At 46.9% G+C, this 18,182-nt stretch carries 17 protein-coding genes and 1 other annotated feature; of the genes, 4 read left to right on the forward strand and 13 right to left on the reverse strand.

Annotated elements, in window-relative coordinates; genetic code table 11:
• Positions 1–16: 16 nt before the first annotated feature.
• The 8 genes from mutS to M3629_RS09860 form a co-directional block, all read right to left on the reverse strand.
• Positions 17–2,869, reverse strand: a complete 2,853-nt coding sequence (gene mutS, locus M3629_RS09825; protein ID WP_251505279.1) for a DNA mismatch repair protein MutS — start codon at positions 2,867–2,869, stop codon at positions 17–19.
• Positions 2,870–3,073: 204 nt separating this feature from the next.
• Entirely contained in the window at positions 3,074–4,324 is a 1,251-nt protein-coding gene (locus M3629_RS09830; RefSeq protein WP_251505284.1) for a putative amidoligase domain-containing protein, read from the reverse strand.
• A 216-nt stretch (positions 4,325–4,540) separates the two neighbouring features.
• On the reverse strand, positions 4,541–5,101 hold the full coding sequence (locus M3629_RS09835; RefSeq protein ID WP_123065763.1) for an outer spore coat protein CotE: 561 nt from the start codon (positions 5,099–5,101) through the stop codon (positions 4,541–4,543).
• 72 nt (positions 5,102–5,173) lie between these two features.
• Positions 5,174–6,154 (reverse strand): aromatic acid exporter family protein, encoded by a 981-nt coding sequence (locus M3629_RS09840; protein ID WP_090916842.1) that lies wholly within the window; start codon positions 6,152–6,154, stop codon positions 5,174–5,176.
• A 344-nt stretch (positions 6,155–6,498) separates the two neighbouring features.
• The gene (locus M3629_RS09845) at positions 6,499–7,263 is read right to left on the reverse strand and encodes an ABC transporter permease (protein WP_090917310.1); all 765 of its coding nucleotides are present in this window, start codon (positions 7,261–7,263) and stop codon (positions 6,499–6,501) included.
• An 80-nt stretch (positions 7,264–7,343) separates the two neighbouring features.
• Positions 7,344–8,138: an ABC transporter ATP-binding protein gene (locus tag M3629_RS09850; protein ID WP_090916844.1), complete on the reverse strand. Its 795-nt coding sequence runs from the start codon at positions 8,136–8,138 to the stop codon at positions 7,344–7,346.
• Positions 8,139–8,144: 6 nt separating this feature from the next.
• Positions 8,145–9,152, reverse strand: a complete 1,008-nt coding sequence (locus M3629_RS09855) for an ABC transporter substrate-binding protein (RefSeq protein WP_251505287.1) — start codon at positions 9,150–9,152, stop codon at positions 8,145–8,147.
• Between the two features lie 132 nt (positions 9,153–9,284).
• On the reverse strand, positions 9,285–10,799 hold the full coding sequence (locus M3629_RS09860) for a carboxypeptidase M32 (RefSeq protein WP_251505291.1): 1,515 nt from the start codon (positions 10,797–10,799) through the stop codon (positions 9,285–9,287).
• A gap of 224 nt (positions 10,800–11,023) precedes the next feature.
• On the opposite strand from M3629_RS09860, the gene M3629_RS09865 reads away from it, so the two are divergent.
• The 4 genes from M3629_RS09865 to M3629_RS09880 all read left to right on the forward strand — a co-directional run bounded on the left by M3629_RS09865 (position 11,024) and on the right by M3629_RS09880 (position 13,228).
• Entirely contained in the window at positions 11,024–11,599 is a 576-nt protein-coding gene (locus M3629_RS09865) for a beta-class carbonic anhydrase (protein WP_090916851.1), read from the forward strand.
• A gap of 175 nt (positions 11,600–11,774) precedes the next feature.
• Positions 11,775–12,341, forward strand: a complete 567-nt coding sequence (locus M3629_RS09870) for a PadR family transcriptional regulator (protein ID WP_251505293.1) — start codon at positions 11,775–11,777, stop codon at positions 12,339–12,341.
• Between the two features lie 99 nt (positions 12,342–12,440).
• A complete protein-coding gene (locus M3629_RS09875) occupies positions 12,441–12,941 on the forward strand; it encodes a hypothetical protein (RefSeq protein WP_090916855.1) in 501 nt (166 codons plus the stop codon).
• A 5-nt stretch (positions 12,942–12,946) separates the two neighbouring features.
• Positions 12,947–13,228, forward strand: a complete 282-nt coding sequence (locus M3629_RS09880; RefSeq protein WP_090916857.1) for a YxcD family protein — start codon at positions 12,947–12,949, stop codon at positions 13,226–13,228.
• A 99-nt stretch (positions 13,229–13,327) separates the two neighbouring features.
• Here M3629_RS09880 and tyrS read toward each other — a convergent pair whose 3' ends face one another.
• From tyrS to M3629_RS09905, 5 genes are all read right to left on the reverse strand, one after another.
• Positions 13,328–14,590, reverse strand: a complete 1,263-nt coding sequence (tyrS, locus tag M3629_RS09885; protein ID WP_251505296.1) for a tyrosine--tRNA ligase — start codon at positions 14,588–14,590, stop codon at positions 13,328–13,330.
• Positions 14,591–14,886: 296 nt separating this feature from the next.
• Positions 14,887–15,129, reverse strand: a binding site (T-box leader).
• A 73-nt stretch (positions 15,130–15,202) separates the two neighbouring features.
• Positions 15,203–15,649 (reverse strand): DMP19 family protein, encoded by a 447-nt coding sequence (locus M3629_RS09890; RefSeq protein WP_251505299.1) that lies wholly within the window; start codon positions 15,647–15,649, stop codon positions 15,203–15,205.
• Position 15,650: 1 nt separating this feature from the next.
• Entirely contained in the window at positions 15,651–16,112 is a 462-nt protein-coding gene (locus M3629_RS09895) for an Imm63 family immunity protein (protein ID WP_251505302.1), read from the reverse strand.
• Positions 16,113–16,241: 129 nt separating this feature from the next.
• Complete coding sequence (locus M3629_RS09900) at positions 16,242–17,711, reverse strand: protein adenylyltransferase SelO (RefSeq protein ID WP_251505304.1); 1,470 nt, start codon at positions 17,709–17,711, stop codon at positions 16,242–16,244.
• A gap of 160 nt (positions 17,712–17,871) precedes the next feature.
• Positions 17,872–18,180 (reverse strand): Dabb family protein, encoded by a 309-nt coding sequence (locus M3629_RS09905; RefSeq protein ID WP_251505307.1) that lies wholly within the window; start codon positions 18,178–18,180, stop codon positions 17,872–17,874.
• Positions 18,181–18,182 lie beyond the last annotated feature (2 nt).

Here is an 18,182-nt window from a genome sequence, read left to right on the forward strand (position 1 = left end):
TCCTCCTCCCGGTTACTCAGGATAATTGCTGTGCCTTCATTTTAAGTTCATTCAAGATTTGCATCGCCTGCAAAGGCGTCATATTCATCACATCAATTTCTCTCATATGACGAATCAGTTCACGTGCAGGTTTATCTTCCACGATAACTGTTTTGGTAGGTTGCACAGTTGCTGGCTGCTCGTCGTCGAAGATCGACAGCTGGACTACCTCATGTTGTCCATGATTGGATAGATCCTTCGTGCTGGACCTGTCACTACTAGCATTACCATATCCTGCCGTCGTCTCCTCAGAAGCGGCCTTCTCTTCTAACGTTACCGTCCCTACTACCGTAGCAAGTTCACTTTGAGTTCGTTCCCGAATGAGCTTGTCCTCCGCAGAATTCGACGATTCCAAACGAGTCGCCGCCTGCAACTCTGACAACTGTCTGGATGATGTTCTGCTTTCACTCGCACACTCACTGCCAACCGCCACCTGTGACGCCGCTTGTTCGAATCCATGCAGTAGTCCGTTTGCACGCTCAATAATGCTATCAGGGAGACCCGCAAGCCTTGCACAATAGATGCCGTAACTGCTACTTGCCGCACCAGGAATCAACTTGCGCAGGAAGTTTACTTTGTCACCGCTCTCCTGAACCGCCATCGAATAATTTGCCAGCTTGTCCAGACTTTCCTCCAGATGAGCCAGCTCATGAAAGTGGGTGGATACAAGAGCTTTACAGCCGATCACGTCATGTACATATTCAATGACCGATTGTGCTATAGCCATGCCTTCACTGGTGGAAGTCCCTCGGCCCAACTCATCGATGATGATGAGACTGCGCGGCGTTGCTTTTTCGGTCATGACCTGAATATCAGCCATCTCCACCATAAACGTACTCTGACCGCCGATCAGATCATCCGCAGCACCGATCCGTGTGAAGATACGATTCATGATCGGAACTTCAGCTTGACCCGCAGGGACAAAACAACCAATCTGCGCCAGAATCGAGATGAGTGCAACTTGTCTCATGTACGTACTTTTACCAGCCATATTCGGTCCGGTAATCAACAGAATACGTGCCTCTTCCTCAGTCATCGCAGTATGGTTCGCAATAAACGCCCCATCACGCATGACGGCCTCTACGACCGGATGCCGCCCTTGCTCGACGACCAGATTATATCCATCCGTCAACACGGGACGCACAAAGTTACGCTCTGCACTAATCACTGCAAATGATTGATATACATCAATCTCAGCGACCTGCTCAGCAAGCTTCTGCAACCTCGCAATCTCCTGGTTCAGACGATCACGTAGCTCTGCAAACAAGCTGTACTCGATATCGACCATTTTGTCCTGGGCTTCAAGAATGAGTGTCTCCTTCTCTTTCAGTTCAGGTGTAATATATCGTTCCGCGTTCGCAAGTGTTTGTTTGCGCTCATAACGTCCTTCCGGAAGTGAAGCAAGATTCGATTTAGTGATTTCAATATAATAACCGAACACCTTGTTGTACCCGATTTTCAGCGAGCGGATGCCCGTTGCTTCACGTTCTCTTGCTTCCAGCTCGGCAATCCAATGTTTACCATTTACCGAAGCTTCCCGAAGCTCATCCAGACGGGCGTGGTATCCTTCGCGTATCAGACCCCCGTCTTTAACCGACACGGGCGGTTCGTCCACGATAGCCTGTCCAATCGCATCACGCAAATCAGCGCAATCATCCATCATTTCAGCGATATGCTGGAGCGTTACAGACGAAGATGCCGCACAGTGGTGGCGCAGACTCGGAATTTTGTCCAGTGACGATTTGAGCGCGTTCAGGTCACGACCATTCGCATTCCCAAAAGCAATTCGTCCCACCAGACGTTCCAAGTCATAGATGTCTTTCAGCTCAGCTCGCAGATCCTCACGCAGAATAAACTGGTTATACAACGTATCTACTGCTTCCAGTCTTTCATTGATCTTCCCTTTTTGCAGAAGAGGCTTATCGACCCAGCGCCGCATCATACGGGCACCCATGGACGTCTCCGTACGATCCAGCAACCACAGAAGCGAGCCTTTTTTGGAACGTTCACGCACCGTTTCAACCAGTTCCAGATTACGGCGTGTAAACGGGTCCAGAATCATATAATGATCTGGCTCATACGTAGAGATTTGTGTCAATTGTCCAAGCGAGCGCTTCTGCGTTTCGCTTAGATACGAGAACAGGCGTGCTACACATGCCTGACGCTCCGGCTCCAACCTTGCCCATACCGACTCGCCAAACTGCTGACGCACGAGGTCTTCCTTGCTTTTAGTCCATGCGGTGTAGACTACCGGACGACCAATCGGAGATGATTCGGATTCTACGAGCTCCAGCAGAGCCGCATCTCCCACAAGTTCAGACGGCTCATAGATGCCAATTTCGTCCTTAAGCCACTCCTTGGAATATGGAACTGAGGTGACGTACAGTTCTCCCGTAGACAGGTCACAGGCAGCAAGAGCGAGCGTGTTTTGGTTACCGGTTAGACATACCATATAGTTGTTGGATTTGTCCCCCAGCGTCTTGCCTTCCATCACCGTTCCGGGTGTAACGACACGAACAATCTCGCGGCGTACCATGCCTTTGGTAACTGTAGGATCTTCCATCTGCTCGCAGATGGCTACTTTATACCCTTTCTCAATCAGACGCTGTATGTAATTTTCAGCCGAATGATAGGGCACACCGCACATCGGAATTTTATCGTCTGTACCTCCGTTGCGTGCGGTTAACGTGATCTCCAGTTCTCTTGCCGCATTGATTGCATCATCAAAGAACATTTCGTAGAAATCACCTAGTCTGAAAAAAAGAAATGCATCCTGCGCTTCGGCTTTCACTTGCAAATATTGTTGAATCATTGGCGTATACTGAGCCATGATATCCATCCACCATCCGTTCCTATGATGTCAAAAAGATATGTGTCCTTGGAAGGCAATAAGGCGGTAAGGCACCAAAAACGCACCTCCGCCTTATGTTTGGGTTATCTACCTGTTCCTTCAAGGTTATATTGCTTCATATCTTACGAATCTTAACGTATTAAAAAGTCCTACATTTCATTATAACAAAAAAATGTCGCTTCTTCATGAGCCTGCCCGAATATTCCAAAGTTTACGGATATCCCGGCTCTCATCCCAGGTGTGCCCACGTTTGAATTGCCGCATCAGGGGCGCCGCATATCGTTCATATCGAGCATATCCGCTCAACTGTTTCAGATCATCCATTAGTGAAGGGATATATGTCATCATAACGTCCCGCTGTCCTTCATAAAACGCAGAATGAACCTCCGTCTTCAATAGGGGACGCTGTTTTAATTGATCGTAGCTACACGCAATCAGACCTGCAAGAGCAACGACCCCTTTGGCCACAACCGGAGAAACTAGAAAACTCGGCAGTGTCCGGTATTCGAATCCACCATAGGATTTCAGGCGAAAGTCACCTAACGTTCCGTACTTGGGTCTTCTTCCTGACCCTCGCGGATCTTGCAACACTGCCAGTGGCAGCGCCAAATAATTATCCAGCGCACGCAGTAACCCCCCGGTTAGTTGCAAGCCACTAAAATGAATATGACCGCCCAGCGGCAATCCTCGTTGCGGCATCCCACCTGCCTGCCAGATCAAAGAGGAGTCACTGATGCTGCGTGAAGCAACCGTGAAGGCTCGCAACAGATGCGACAACAACTCACGCGGTTCTGCACTTGGGGCAGGACGAAGCTCGGCAACGGGGTACACCCGTCTGCCACCGATCGTTACTGAATCACAGCCTGCGATCCCCGTACGTTCGAGAAAACGAGAGGCAGGTATAATTTTGGACTCAGGCATCTGTACCAGAAGAAATTCTGGGTCCATGCCGAGCACAGGAACTCGCTTCTCCTGCCGATCCCGGTTTAATAACGTCTGATGTTGCTGCCAGCTTTCCCTATAAAGCAGAGAAAGGTCTGTTACACCTTTCCAAGGGTCGGGATGAACCGAAATGACTGCACACCCGCCATTACCCGAAGCTTCCAAACGGACAGCCCCATGATCTAGACCTAGTGTATACAACGTCTTGATCGCAAGGCGCTCTACCCGTTTATAAACAGAAGATGCCGCTTCACGATCCAGTTCACCTTCTTGTCTCGCTCCCATTCCGCTGGTATCTCTGCGTATAATTCGAATCGCCTGAAGACAGCTGATATGCACGTCATACCGTACACGTAGCCCCGCTTCTCGCTTACGTTGCTCACTCGCGGACAGCACTTCGATGCCTGCCTGCTTTAATCGCGTTATCCGTTCGCCAGAGCTCAGACGTGTATACGCTTGAACCCCCTTCTCGGCTTCTTCCATGACGTCCATTCCGTTCCTCCTTTCGCCATGTTTTTGCTTATCAAAAAAAAGACCCCGCAGCTGCGAAGCCTTCCCGTTAAACTCTTCAGGCACATGATCAGGCTCGTCACAACCCATTTTTTGTACTTTATGAAAGAAAGAGGGCTTACGCCCTCTTCACCGCACCTTATGATGCATATGATACCTTAGGTTATGAACATTTACTTTTGCTTTTCGGATGGCGGTTTACAACTCATCATCCAGCAGGTCTGGATCGAGATCATCATAATCTCCATCCGCGCTGCCATAATCATAATCCTTGTCTTCGTAATCACCGCAGCCATCCGTGCACACCTTGACACAGACTTTTGTTTCAGCTACAAGCTCTACAGCGAATTCCCGCTCAACCCGGATAATTACGCTGCCGCCGCCCGCGGACACGGTGGCTTCCACACAGCTAGGCTCCTGCGTTGCATCCGCAGATACCTCTACTGTGGAAGTCCGGTGTTTCGGGTCCAGATAGGACAAAGGCACATGTTCTACATACGATACCGTCTCTTTAGCTACATCTGTCTGCGAATTTTTGTCGTAGGAATACCAAATGTTGATATCGTAAGTACCAATAACTTCAATCCCGTCCCCCGCTGATACGGCTTCATACTGGTGGTTGATAATCCAAGCCCCCAAAATACTGGTCGGACCATTGGGCGGAGTCACGGTATGTGTTACGGTAGAGAACTTACGACCTTTGCCGCAGATCGCCTTCGTGATAATCTCTCTACATTGATGTTTATGACTCAATGACATCTTTAAACCTCCTCCATACAATCATTCACTACAAGTGTATGCAGGACATCCGTCTAGGGTGACAACTATTTTCTATGATTCGTTTACAGATTGGGAGCGATCCGAGATTGGAGAAGGCGCTTTGTCCTTCTTGGCGATTTTCAGATACATGGAGAGCTCGCGACACAGCTGGAGAATAGCGGAACGCATCTCGAATTCTTCCCTTGTATCTGGTAATTCCATTTGTCTGAATTCTTCCTGCACGTCAGCAAGCAACTTTTCCGTTCGTCCCGTATACGATTCGGTCAACACGTCCTGACTAAGCTGGTCGAACAGCTCCGCCACCATCTCGGCATGCGGCATTTTCTGATAGACCTGGGATACAAGATGCATCATGTGCTGTATAGAATCCAGTTGGGTTTTACGCATATAAAAGTACACACTCCAGCCCTCATTCGGATGAATGACCTGGTTCTCCAGTGAACGTTTGGCCGCTTCAATTCCGCCGAGTACGGCTTTATCCGCTTCAATTAATTCTTTGCCTGCCCATACTTCATTGGGGTTACGCAAGGTTGTGGCGAACTCTCGGAAAATTTTCGAGAACAATTCGTCAATCCGTTTGCGTATCCGGAACATCTGTGGATCAGCCGCCGGCATATACGCCAGGTTCACGACCATCGCTGAACCAAGGCCGATCAAGAGCAGCGCAATCTGTACAAGAATGACATGCACATCCATCTCTCCACCGCTAAATACCCGAAACACCACGACTGAACCCGTCACAATGCCTTCCTTAAAGCCCACCCGAACAATCACCGGAAAGGCCGTTAGTATGTATACGCCCAGTACCCAATAATGGAAGCCGAGAAAGTGAAAAAGTACACTTGCAAACAAAAGGCCAACCACGGACGCAAAAAAACGTGCCGATATCGTTCGAATACTCCTTTTTCGTGTAACGTCCACACCCAAAATCGCAAGCAAGCCTGCTGACGTTGGTCCTGGCAAACGGCACCAGTCCGCAATCAATACAGCCATCAGTGCTGCGATTGCCGTTTTAATAACTCTAAACCCCATTTAATATTCCATCTCCTCTAAGCTGTAAAAAAGTTCGCGGCCCGTATTGTCGCCTGTTTAGTATGACTCAACCGGTTACAAACTAGACGACATCAACCGGCATGCAAAAACATGCCGGTCACAGAAACATGCCACGAAGAAGAAATACTTCCCTTTCAATTGCGGTAAAAACCTGCAACCGACCTATACTCATCCCATGTGTTTCTGCCCGGCATGAAGGTTTTCCTTCCATCAAATATCCTACTTGATTTTACAATTGGGGGCAACGTGACACCTCTTGTGAAATTGTATACATATGATGAATACTTGTAAAATGGCTCTGTCAGTCACTTTTCATTTTCGAGCTATGATCTACGACCAGACGATAGTAACTTGCGTTCTGCATATACAACCAGTTGATACATCGCGGTAGCTACGACTGCAATAATGAGCAGGCTTGATAACACAAGTGTGAAGTTGAACACCTGGAATCCGTAGATGATTAAATATCCCAGACCCTGTTTGGCGACCAGAAACTCACCGACGATGACCCCAACCCAGGCCATACCCACATTGACTTTTAAGGTAGATACAATTGTGGGGAATGAAGCAGGAAACACAACCTTGGCAAAAATTTCGGAACGTTCACCGCCAAACGTGCGAATAACCTTCACATAATTGGGATCCACTTCATTAAAGCTGTTGTACACAACGAGCGTTGTAATGATGACCGTAATAGAGAGGGTTGTCATCACAATGGCTGTAAATCCTGCCCCGAACATGACGATAAAAATCGGACCGAGCGCGACCTTAGGCATGCTGTTGAACACAACCATATAAGGATCGAGCACTTTGGACAAAAAAGGAGACCACCAGATCAGAACAGCAAGCAACGTTCCGACAAGTGTCCCCAGTAAAAATCCAACGACCGTTTCACCTACGGTTACCCCGACATGTGCCCATATTTCGCCGCTGACGACATCCTTGCCAATCTGAGCAAAGATTTTACTCGGATAACTGAAGAGCAATACATCAATCCACCGTAATCTGCCCGCCAGCTCCCAGAGTAAAAACATAGCGACTAACATGGACAGCTGAACCGCAAAAATATGTTGCCGCCATCTAACCATCTTACGATGATGGTCACGATGGAGTTCTTCCAACCAAATTTCACGTACTTCCTGCTTTCCTTGATCTGGAATTTTCTGACTCACGTATCTTTCTCACCTCCTCCAGACTGAACAAGTTCATCCCAGAGTGACTGGAACAACTCATTAAAGCCTGCCTGCTCCCTTGCATGGAAAGGCTGTGCCAGCCGAATCTGTTCAGGAATATCGAATTCACGCCGAATGCGTCCGGGGTTGCGGTCAAGTACGATGACCCGGTCGCTGACTGCAATAGCTTCAGACAAATCGTGTGTGACCAGCACGGAAGTTTTGCCATACTGTTTTAACGTATCCGATACAAGATCTTCCAGTTGTAGTTTGGTTTGATAATCCAAGGCCGAGAACGGCTCATCAAGCAAGAGTATCGCAGGGTCTGTGGCCAATGTTCGAACGAGGGCTACCCGTTGCCTCATGCCACCCGACAATTCAGAGGGGTACTGCTCTTCTGTCCCGCCAAGTCCCATACTAACGAGAAGTTCACGGGTACGCTCTCTGCTCTGTGCGTCCAGATTTCCTGTCAACTCAAGCCCGATCAGTGCATTATCCAGAATCGTCCGCCAGGGGAACAGATAGTCCTGTTGCAACATATAACCCATATTGGCAGAGGGACCTTGAACATGCTTGCCTTCGACTTCAACCTTTCCCCGAGTCGGTTTTAGCAGTCCGGCGATGATCGACAATAACGTTGTTTTTCCGCAACCACTCGGTCCCACCAGACTGACGAACTCTCCTTGTTTGATCTCCAGATTCAAATCCTCGATGACGAGTGATGCTTCGCGTTCACTGACATACACTTGAGAAATATTGTCCAGTCGAATTACGTTCCCGGAATCAGGCATTGCTCCTCACTTCCTTCCCTGGAGCGCCTGTTCTGCAAAAGACGGATCAACAATGGTGTTCAATTCAACCCGCTCTTTTAATTCTCCGGCAGCGCTCATGACATTCAGCAGATTGTTCCACTCATCGCCATCAATGATCGGATCTGTGGCATACGTGCCTTGTTCCTTATACCGGCTTACGCTGCTGGTCAGAATGGCAGGATCAATGTCTTTGAAAAATGGGGTGATCACTTGTGCAATCTCCTCCGCTGTATGAGAATCTACCCAAAGTTGAGCCTTGTGCAATGCATTCGTGAATTTTTGTACAAGTTCTTTGTTTTCGTTCAAATAACTTTGTTTGGCCATAAAAACCGTATAAGGCAGATGCCCGCTTTCCGTTCCGAACGATGCCACCACTTTCCCTCGGCCTTCCTGTTCAAAGATCGATGCCTGTGGTTCAAATAGTTGAACATAATCCCCTGTGCCTGAAGCAAAGGCAGAAGCAATATTTGCGAAATCCACATTCTGAATTAGTTCCAGATCACTGGACGGGTTAATTCCATGTTTGTTTAAGACAAATTCCCCGGCCATTTGAGGCATACCGCCTTTTCTCTGTCCGAGAAATACACTCTGCCTTAATTGTTCCCAATCAAAGCTGCCCTGGGCATTTCGTGCGAATAAAAACGTTCCGTCCGTCTGGGTGAGCTGAGCAAAGTTAATGACCGGGTCTTCCGCCCCCTGTTGATAGACATAGATGGACGTTTCTGCACCCACCAGTGCGATATCCACTGAACCCGCGAGCAAAGCCGCCATCGTTTTATCTCCACCAGCCGTTGTTTGGATATCGACTTCAAGCCCTTCTTCTGCAAAAAAACCTTGAGCCGCGGCTACATATTCCGGTGCATAAAATACAGAACGAGTCACTTCACCAATCGTAATCTTGGCTTCATTCTCTTCCTTATTGCAGCTCGTCAGCGCTACAATGAGAATCAACAAAATTACAATCCCCCGGACAAACCATGGCGTATATTTCATTCGATTTCCCTCCTTTTCTGAGTTCAGCAGTTTCTCTTTACTATGAATATGCCGAGGCCCAGTAAAAGGTTAAGAACTTGCACACAAAAAAAGGTCAACCAGAATTTTCTGGCTGACCTTCATTCAGACGCTTTATAATTTATAAATCTCAGCATACTTGGCTTCCAAATAGTCTGCCAAATAATCCGGATTCAGTTCTTCACCTGTCACTGCAACTATGAGTTCGGAAGGGGTGCGGCTCTTACCGTAGCGATAAATCTTGTCTGTAAGCCACTCTTTGATTGGAATCAGATTCCCTTCTTCAATCAGACGATCCAGCTCCGGCATCTCCCGACGTAACGTATGCATAATCTGTGCAGCATACATATTGCCTAAAGAATAAGAAGCAAAATAACCGAAATCTCCACCGGACCAGTGTACATCCTGAAGCACACCCTCACCATCGTTGGTTGGCAGAATTCCGAGGTATTCCTTGTATTTTTTATTCCATGTTTCTGGCAGATCCTTCACTTCCAACCCTTCATTATAAAGCATTTTCTCAATCTCATATCGAATAATGATATGCAGATTGTAAGTCAGCTCGTCTGCTTCAATCCGGATCAGAGAACTCTCCACCCGGTTTATTGCACGGTAGAAATCTTCCAGCTTCACTTCGCTCAGCTGCGGGAAATGCTGTTGTAAATCTTTATAATAACGCGTCCAGAACGGTAAACTGCGTCCAATCATATTTTCCCAAAGACGGGACTGGGACTCGTGGATCCCCATCGATGTGCCTTCGGCAAGAAGCGTACCGGCGAGACTTTCATCAATATTTTGCTCATATAGTGCGTGTCCGCCTTCGTGCAGAGAACTAAAGATTGCACTGGTTACATCATCCTGTAAATAGTTCGTCGTTATTCGAACGTCACCGGGATTCAAACCTGTAGCAAATGGATGTACACTTTCGTCAAGACGGCCTGCTTCAAAGTCATATCCCATCTGTTCCAGAATAAACAGACTGAACTTCTCCTGCTGTTTGGTGTCAAAAATTTGACTCAGAAAATCAGTATTAGGCTTATTCTCCGCCGCATTGATTTTCTCTTGTAGTGGAACGAGACGCGCTTTGAGGCGGGCGAATACAGCATCTACCTTTTCCACCGTCAATCCGGGTTCGTACATGTCGAGTAGTGTATCATACCTTGTATCCTTGACACCCCAATAGTCAATAAACTCCTGTTTAAGTTTCACGATGTCGGTGAGATATGGAGAGAATCCGGCATAGTCACTGTTATGTTTGGCATCTTCCCAAGCCGTCTCCGATTTGGCAGTAAGTATGGTGTACGCCTGAACTTTCTCAGGTGGAACCGACTGACTGCGATCATACTCCTTCTTGCACTCCTCCACTTGGCGGCGGTCGGTGTCTTCGAGTTGCTCCAGCACATCCGGCTCAGTCAACGTATCTAGATAAGCTTTCATCTCAGCGGAGGTTTGCAGTTTGAATGCCTCAGTAGAGAGCAAGCCCAACGTCTCCGAGCGAGTTGGAACGCCTTTTTTCGGTGCTCCTGTGCGTAAATCCCAGTGAAGCAAACCAATGGCTTCGTGATAACTTTTTATTTTACGGGCCAGAATAAGGAAAGATTGCAAATGTTGCTGTGTTTGTTTGTCCATGGTTACCGTTCACCTCTTCAAAAAAAATTTGTACACCCTATTGATGATACTTTTTGCATTGCGTATAATCAACTTTTGACAGAAGTATAATGCATTATGCTTCTAAAATAGGGATAGCGCGGTCTACTGACTGCGTTGCTCTAATTAATCAAAGGCGTGTAGGACAAGCTGCATCTCATGCAAATGGCCGTGCTCGTCGTATTGGATAACAGGAGGCAATGGACATGAACAACATTCAAGAGATTTTGGCTTACAACAAATCATTTGTCGAGACTAAAGAATACGAGAAGTATACGGCTAGCAAGTTTCCAACCAAAAAGATGGTCATCATCACTTGTATGGATACCCGTCTTGTAGAGATGTTGCCTAAAGCGATGAACCTGAAAAATGGCGATGTAAAAATCATCAAAAATGCAGGTGCAATTATCTCCCAACCTTTTGGTAGTGTTATGCGTTCTGTATTGGTTGCTATCTATGAATTGGGCGCCGATGAGGTGCTCGTGGTAGGTCATACAGAATGTGGTATGGCTTCCCTGCATGCCGAAACAATGATTGGTCACATGACAGAACGTGGAATTTCCGAAGAGGTCATGTCTACGCTTGAAAATTCCGGCATTCGTCTGCAAAAGTGGCTGCGCGGGTTTGATAGTGTTGAAGAAGGGGTAAAAGGAACTGTGGACGTGATTAAAAAGCATCCATTACTTCCTCCCAATGTACCTGTTCACGGTATGGTGATTGACTCTGCCACAGGCGAGCTTGATCTTGTCGCTGACGGGTATGGACAACAGGCATCTCTCTAAAATGGTTTGGAGTGCGGACCTTCTTGGTTCGTACTTTTTTTTGTCTAAATTAAGGCAGTTATCCTGTCAGGTTGTCAAACCATACAGTTTCAGTGTACACTTTTATGAAAGCGGTCAACGAAACAAAACAAGGGTTGTTTCGTTGGCCCAGCCCTAATATTAAGGAGACATGTGCATGAACATACTTTCCTACGGATTGCTCGGGCTGCTTACCCGCGAGGAGTCTTCCGGTTATGATCTGATGCTGAAGATTCAGCCGCATTGGCAGGCCAAACACAGCCAGATCTACCCGCTCCTGTCCAAGATGGAAAACGATGAGTTACTCGCCTCCCGCTGGGTACAACAGTCTGACAAACCGGACAAAAAAATGTATGCAGTTACGGAAAAAGGCATTCAGAAGTTACTGGAGTGGATGATTACTCCGGTTACGGCGCCCGTTACGCGCGATGAATTTAATCTTCGCATTCTCTGTGTAGGTATTGCCGAAGATGGCAGCATGAGACGCATTCTGAACGAGCGTAAAAGCTGGTTCATGGAGCGCATACGGTATTTCGAGGATTTGAAATCACGGATACCACAGGATAATCTTCGAGTAGGCAACCGGGATTTTGGAAGCTACATTTTGGTGCAAAAAGGGTTAATGCATGCCCAGACGGGGTTGGAATGGTGTCATTGGGTCACCCAGCTTCTCGATGGTCAAGCGGCTATTCAAGACCCGAGTCCAAGTATTTCAGAAATTTAAATTAATTTTGAAACGTTCCAGCAGGTTGACCCGTATTACTAGAGTAAGGCCCATTTTGGGGAGTTAAACAAATTTATTCAGGGGGTTACGATCTATACAATGAAGAAAAAATTCGGAATTAAACATCTAATGATGGTTTTTATGGCATTCACACTACTGTTCGCAACGGTTGGTGTTACGAATCCGGACAGTGCTGATGCAAGACGAGGCGGCGGTGGGTTCAAATCCGGTACGAAGAGTTACACGAATACCCCTAAGAAATCAGACAATAACGTAAGTCAGTCCAATTCCCGTAACAATTCCAATACTGGCGCAGCGGCAAATAACCGTGGTGGATTCTTTGGCGGTGGCGGCGGCTTCATGAAAGGTATGATGCTGGGTGGTTTGGCCGGTATGTTGTTCGGCGGACTGTTTGGCGGTATGGGAGCACTGGGTAACATTCTTGGATTGCTCGTGAACGTAGCAGCAATTATGTTGATTGTTATGCTGGCTATGGCATTGTTCAGAGCCATTACAAATCGCCGTAAGCCTGCTGCGGATGGTCGTTATGACCGCCGTGACGATCGTGATGATGATCGTAACAGAAACGGACGGTACTAAGCTCTATGGTTCTAAGTATGGATGAGATTGTGAATGCCATTTGCATTCACATGGCAGAGCGTAAAGGTGTGCGTCCTACGGACGTAAATGTGGAGTTAAGCTGGGAAGAAGATACAGGTTATTCCGCAGAAGTCTGGATTCAAGGTCGCAGTCAGTTCCTGGTAGAATCCAATATGATCGAAGCGATTCTTCGCTACTTGCACAGCGAGTACAACATTCGTGCGTATCGTGAAGATGTTACCTTGGATCTGGATGAAGAGATCACTGCGATTGTCAATCAACATTAAAATATGGCTAGCTTCTAGCTTGTTATACAAAAGACCGTCTCCCCTCTGTCATCTGACAGCATGGGAGACGGTCTTTTTGGTTGCTTGATTTGCAAATAACTATGATTGAAGCTTAACCAGGCTGTAGTTCTTTTTACCTTTACGGATGATGATAAATTTTCCGCCAATCGCGTGCTCTGCAGATACCGTAAATTCAAGATCGGTTATTTTTTCGCCGTTCATAGAGATGGCACCCTTGGTCACATCCTCACGAGCTTGGCGTTTGGAAGGCTCCAAACCAAGATCCACAAGCCAGTCTACAATATTTTTAGCTTCACCGTCTGTTTCGTATGTTGGCATTTCCTTGAAACCCTGCTCGATCTCATCTGCTGTCAGGGAACGAATATCTCCGCTGAACAAAGCTGCTGTAATACGTTTTGCCTGCTCCAGCATCTCTTCGCCGTGAACGAACTTGGTCATTTCCTCTGCCAAGGCTTTCTGTGCTTCACGTTTATGCGGCTCTGTCTCCACTTTCTCAGCCAAGGCTTCGATTTCTTCTTTGCTCAGGAATGTGAAATATTTCAAGTATTTAATCACATCCCGATCATCTGTATTCGCCCAGAATTGGTAGAATTCAAACGGTGTCGTTTTATTCGGATCAAGCCAGATCGCACCACCAGCTGTTTTACCAAACTTTGTACCGTCCGACTTCAGCATCAGTGGGATGGTCAAGCCGTAAGCTTTCGATTCTGAGCCTTCTTTTTTACGAATCAGATCCAGACCGCTCGTAATATTACCCCATTGGTCAGATCCACCAATCTGTAGTTGTACATCCTCCGTTTGGAACAGGTGAAGGTAATCTAGTGATTGCAGAATCTGGTAAGAGAATTCCGTGAATGAAATTCCGCCTTCAAGACGGCTTGCTACGACATCTTTTGCCAGCATGGTGTTCAGGTTAAAGTTTTTCCCGTAGTCACGCAGGAACTCGATAACGTTAATCTTATGTGTCCAGTCATAGTTATTAACCATGCGAACCTGATTGTCGCCTTCGGTAACAAACAACTTTTTCATCTGTGCCGTTAACGCGTCTACATTCTCTTGCACTTGCTCCAACGTCTGCAAAGAACGTTCGGACTGACGACCACTCGGGTCACCAATCGTACCCGTTGCGCCGCCTATAAGAATTACCGGACGGTGCCCTGCCAATTGGAAACGTTTCAGCATCATAAACGGAATTAAGTGTCCGATATGCATACTGTCACCTGTCGGGTCTACACCGCAGTACAGGGAGATCGCTTTGGTCTCCGTCAGTTCACGTAGCCCTTCCGCATCCGTTTGTTGATTAATGGCGTCGCGCCACTGTAGTTCGTCAATAATGTTCATTGTAATAACCCCTTTTCATCATCAAAATTCAGGCATGACTTACGTTCTATATAAGTTGAACCAAGGAATTTACACCGTCCACTTCGATGACAGAATAACCCTCCAATCGCTGTTATCCCCAGATTTTTTTGGTTCCCATTCCCAAAGGGGAAAATCCGGTGATAAAGGCGAACACTTCGCTTTTTCAGGTTTTTTCTGTCCTCTCCGTTAAAGTGTAAAATTAGTTCAACTTATCTGGAACTAACATTGCAAGTGGTATTTTGGACACAAAAAAATCGCCGCCTTGTCTTCACAGACACAGGGACGATTAGAATAACCGTGGTACCACCCAATTTGCATGGACAACCTCTCCGAACATTCATATGTTCAAGAAATAGCGATCCATACCACTTTCAGCAAGTTATCGTTTGCCCATCCGCTTGGCATTACCCAAGTACTCCAGAGTGTAATTCGCAGCCCTTGTATGTATCAGGTTCCATCAACCCCTGACTTTCTGTAACAGGGACAAAGCCGCTACTGCGCTCTATCAACGTAATTCATGTATTTAATTATAGCCAGTATAGCGAAACGTTCTGCACATTGCAAGCGCAAGTATTCAAACCATCAACAAAACTATAACCTGATCCGTAGCTCGTCATGGTAATGAGCGTAAGCCTTCTCCGCAACCTGATCTTCGTTATTCCAGAGTTGCTGGTCCAGCTCATCCAAACGTTCTTCTTGCTCCGTCTCCAGATATTTTGGGATCTCCCACAACCCCGTTAGTCTAGAATCGTTTTCCAAATGCTCAAAACAAGCATACTGCTGCTTCACATTACTCAGAACCTGGTTTGCCCCGATCGTTTCAAGTGCCTTGCATGCGAACTTATAAGCCTCTTCTCCCCAGTTGCAGAAGAATTGTATAAAACCACCATTATAGACATCTGCCTCAAACAGCCACAACGCTGCAATCTCTTGTTCCGTCTGGGAAAGCGCAGTCCATCCTTGCGCAGACTGGTTCTTTTTTTCCACAAAAGTCAATGCGTAATCATACCACACATCCTGAATGTCCCGTTCGCTCATATCAAGATTTCCCCTTCCTGGGTTGAACCGTTTCCAGTTCCCGGCGTTTACCCTCTTGATGCCAAGTTAAATATGGTTCACCGATCCTTCGAAAAGCTGCCCGTACGTTGTCTTCGATCTCTTGCCACACTTCACTTGTATAATCGAGATGGGTGTTAACGTTATCGACACCATACTTCTTAAGCAGGCTTACATGGGCGGCTGTAAAAATCATATCTTCCAGCAACCAGTAGAGGACCTCCTCCACGTGCTTCAGCTTTTTAATCAGGGACGGTACACCGCGTTCATAGATTGTAACAATATAATGTCCATCGCCTATTTCGACATAGGGTGCACCTTCCCATTTGAACGACTCTCCCAATCGGTTCACATAACTTTCCATCTGTTCCATCGGGTAAGAAGTGCGTGATAACAATTCAAGGAGTTGCTGAGCTAGCTCCTCCATGCTTAACAGATTTGACACAAGATTCACCTTCCTTCTCTCTAACATCTAGGGTGTGAGATCAACCTCATATAATCGATTATAACGGCTAACAATGAAAAAGCTGCCTCTCGGCAGCCCACACCTTTTCCTCTCAGGTTCACAGAGAGGTTAAGTCCCGCAAAATGTCTTATACGAAGGGTCACAGGACACTGGCATTGCACCAAATACTTCCTGTTCAGGAGTATACGCATAAGGACGCTGGAGAATATCCAGCAAAGGCTGGATCAAACTGTAGTCCCCGTCCTGCTCTGCTCGCTCCAGTACTTCTTCTACCTTCTCGTTCCGCGGAATCACTACGGGATTGTTTCGTTTCATCTGTTCCATCACTTCATCGCTGGATTCCGGCTGTCTAACTAATCTGTCTTGCCAGCGTGTATGCCACTCCTTGAAGTCGGACTTGTCACTAAGTGTGGAGGTTTCCAGTTTATTCAGAGTCAATGTCACAAACGTATTTGTGTAATCTGCAGCATGCTTTTCCATCAGATCGAGCAGGTCCTTAATCAAGGTCTCATCTTCCGCTTCTTCCGTAAACAAACCGAGTTTGGCTCGCATACCCGTTAACCAGTGATGATGATAGTGCTCCGAAAATTGTGCAATGGCATCCTGAGCGATTTGAACAGCCTGCTCTTCATCTTCATGTAGCAACGGCAGTAAAGTCTCAGCAAAACGAGCCAGATTCCACCCCGCAATGTATGGTTGATTGCCATAAGCATATCGGCCTTGTCTGTCAATTGAGCTGAACACTGTCGCTGGGTTATACGTATCCATAAAGGCACAGGGACCATAATCAATCGTTTCCCCGCTAATCGCCATATTGTCCGTATTCATGACCCCGTGAATGAAACCTACGTGTTGCCATTTTGCAACAAGCTGCGCCTGAAGTTGGATCACTTTCTGTAGGAAGTTTAGATAACGCTGTTCGTTACCCTCTACTTGCGGGAAATGGCGACGTATCGTGTAGTCCGCGAGTGCACGTAAATCCTCTACCGAACCAAATTGGGCTGCATACTGAAAAGTTGCGACTCGAATATGACTGGACGCGACTCGAGTGAGAATAGCCCCCGGACGCTCTGTTTCACGATAAATGTTCTCTCCCGTGGAGACAACGGCCAGGCTGCGTGTCGTCGGAATTCCAAGACCTGCCATGGCTTCACTGATAATGTACTCCCGAAGCATCGGGCCTACGGCAGCACGTCCATCCCCACCGCGGGAATATGGCGTACGTCCTGAACCTTTTAACTGAATATCAACGCGGTTCCCTTGAGGAGTAATCTGTTCACCCAGAAGCAAAGCGCGTCCATCCCCAAGCATATTAAAGTTACCAAATTGATGACCTGCATATGCTTGTGCAAGGGGCTCCGCTCCGTCTGGTATGTGATTACCCGCAAAAATAGCTGAACCTTCGGGGCTTTGCAACACATCTGCATTTAACCCCAGACTAATCGCCAGTGTTTGATTAAAAATGATCATGTCTGGAGACTGGACAGCCACAGCTTGCTGTCTTGTATAAAACGTTTCAGGCAGTTCTGCATAACTGTGTTCCAGATTCCAGCCTGCGTTTAAATCGTTTTTTTCCATGGGTCACACTCCTTCTCCTAACAAAGAAATTCCTTTGTTTATCTTCATGTAGCATTTGTGGACCCATGCTCATTTATGTCATCGCATGGAAATTCCAAAGTGTAAACAGTTTTCGCTTGACGCAATCATCCGAAATGAAGCCAAGCATTCGTTGCTCCTTTTATTTCGCAGGGATCGGGTAATCTGTCACAATCACGTTCTCAATCCAGCCATCCAGAGAGGATACGAATGCCTGATGTGCAGGGTGCGGACCGTATGCTCGCAAGGCTTCCTGATCTTCAAATGTCACTCTTAATCCAAGGGTAAATCCTTGAATACGATCAGTTTCCTCCGTTACATTCACGCCAGCCGTCAGATCAACAATTCCAGGAATCTGATCCTGTAACGCAAGCAACTGAGCTACAAACTCCTGTTGCTTCGCAGGTGTGATTTTATCGTTAAATTTAAAAATAACCAAGTGTTCAAACATAT

The sequence above is a fragment of the Paenibacillus polysaccharolyticus genome (genome assembly GCF_023714295.1).
Classification (GTDB): domain Bacteria; phylum Bacillota; class Bacilli; order Paenibacillales; family Paenibacillaceae; genus Paenibacillus; species Paenibacillus polysaccharolyticus_A.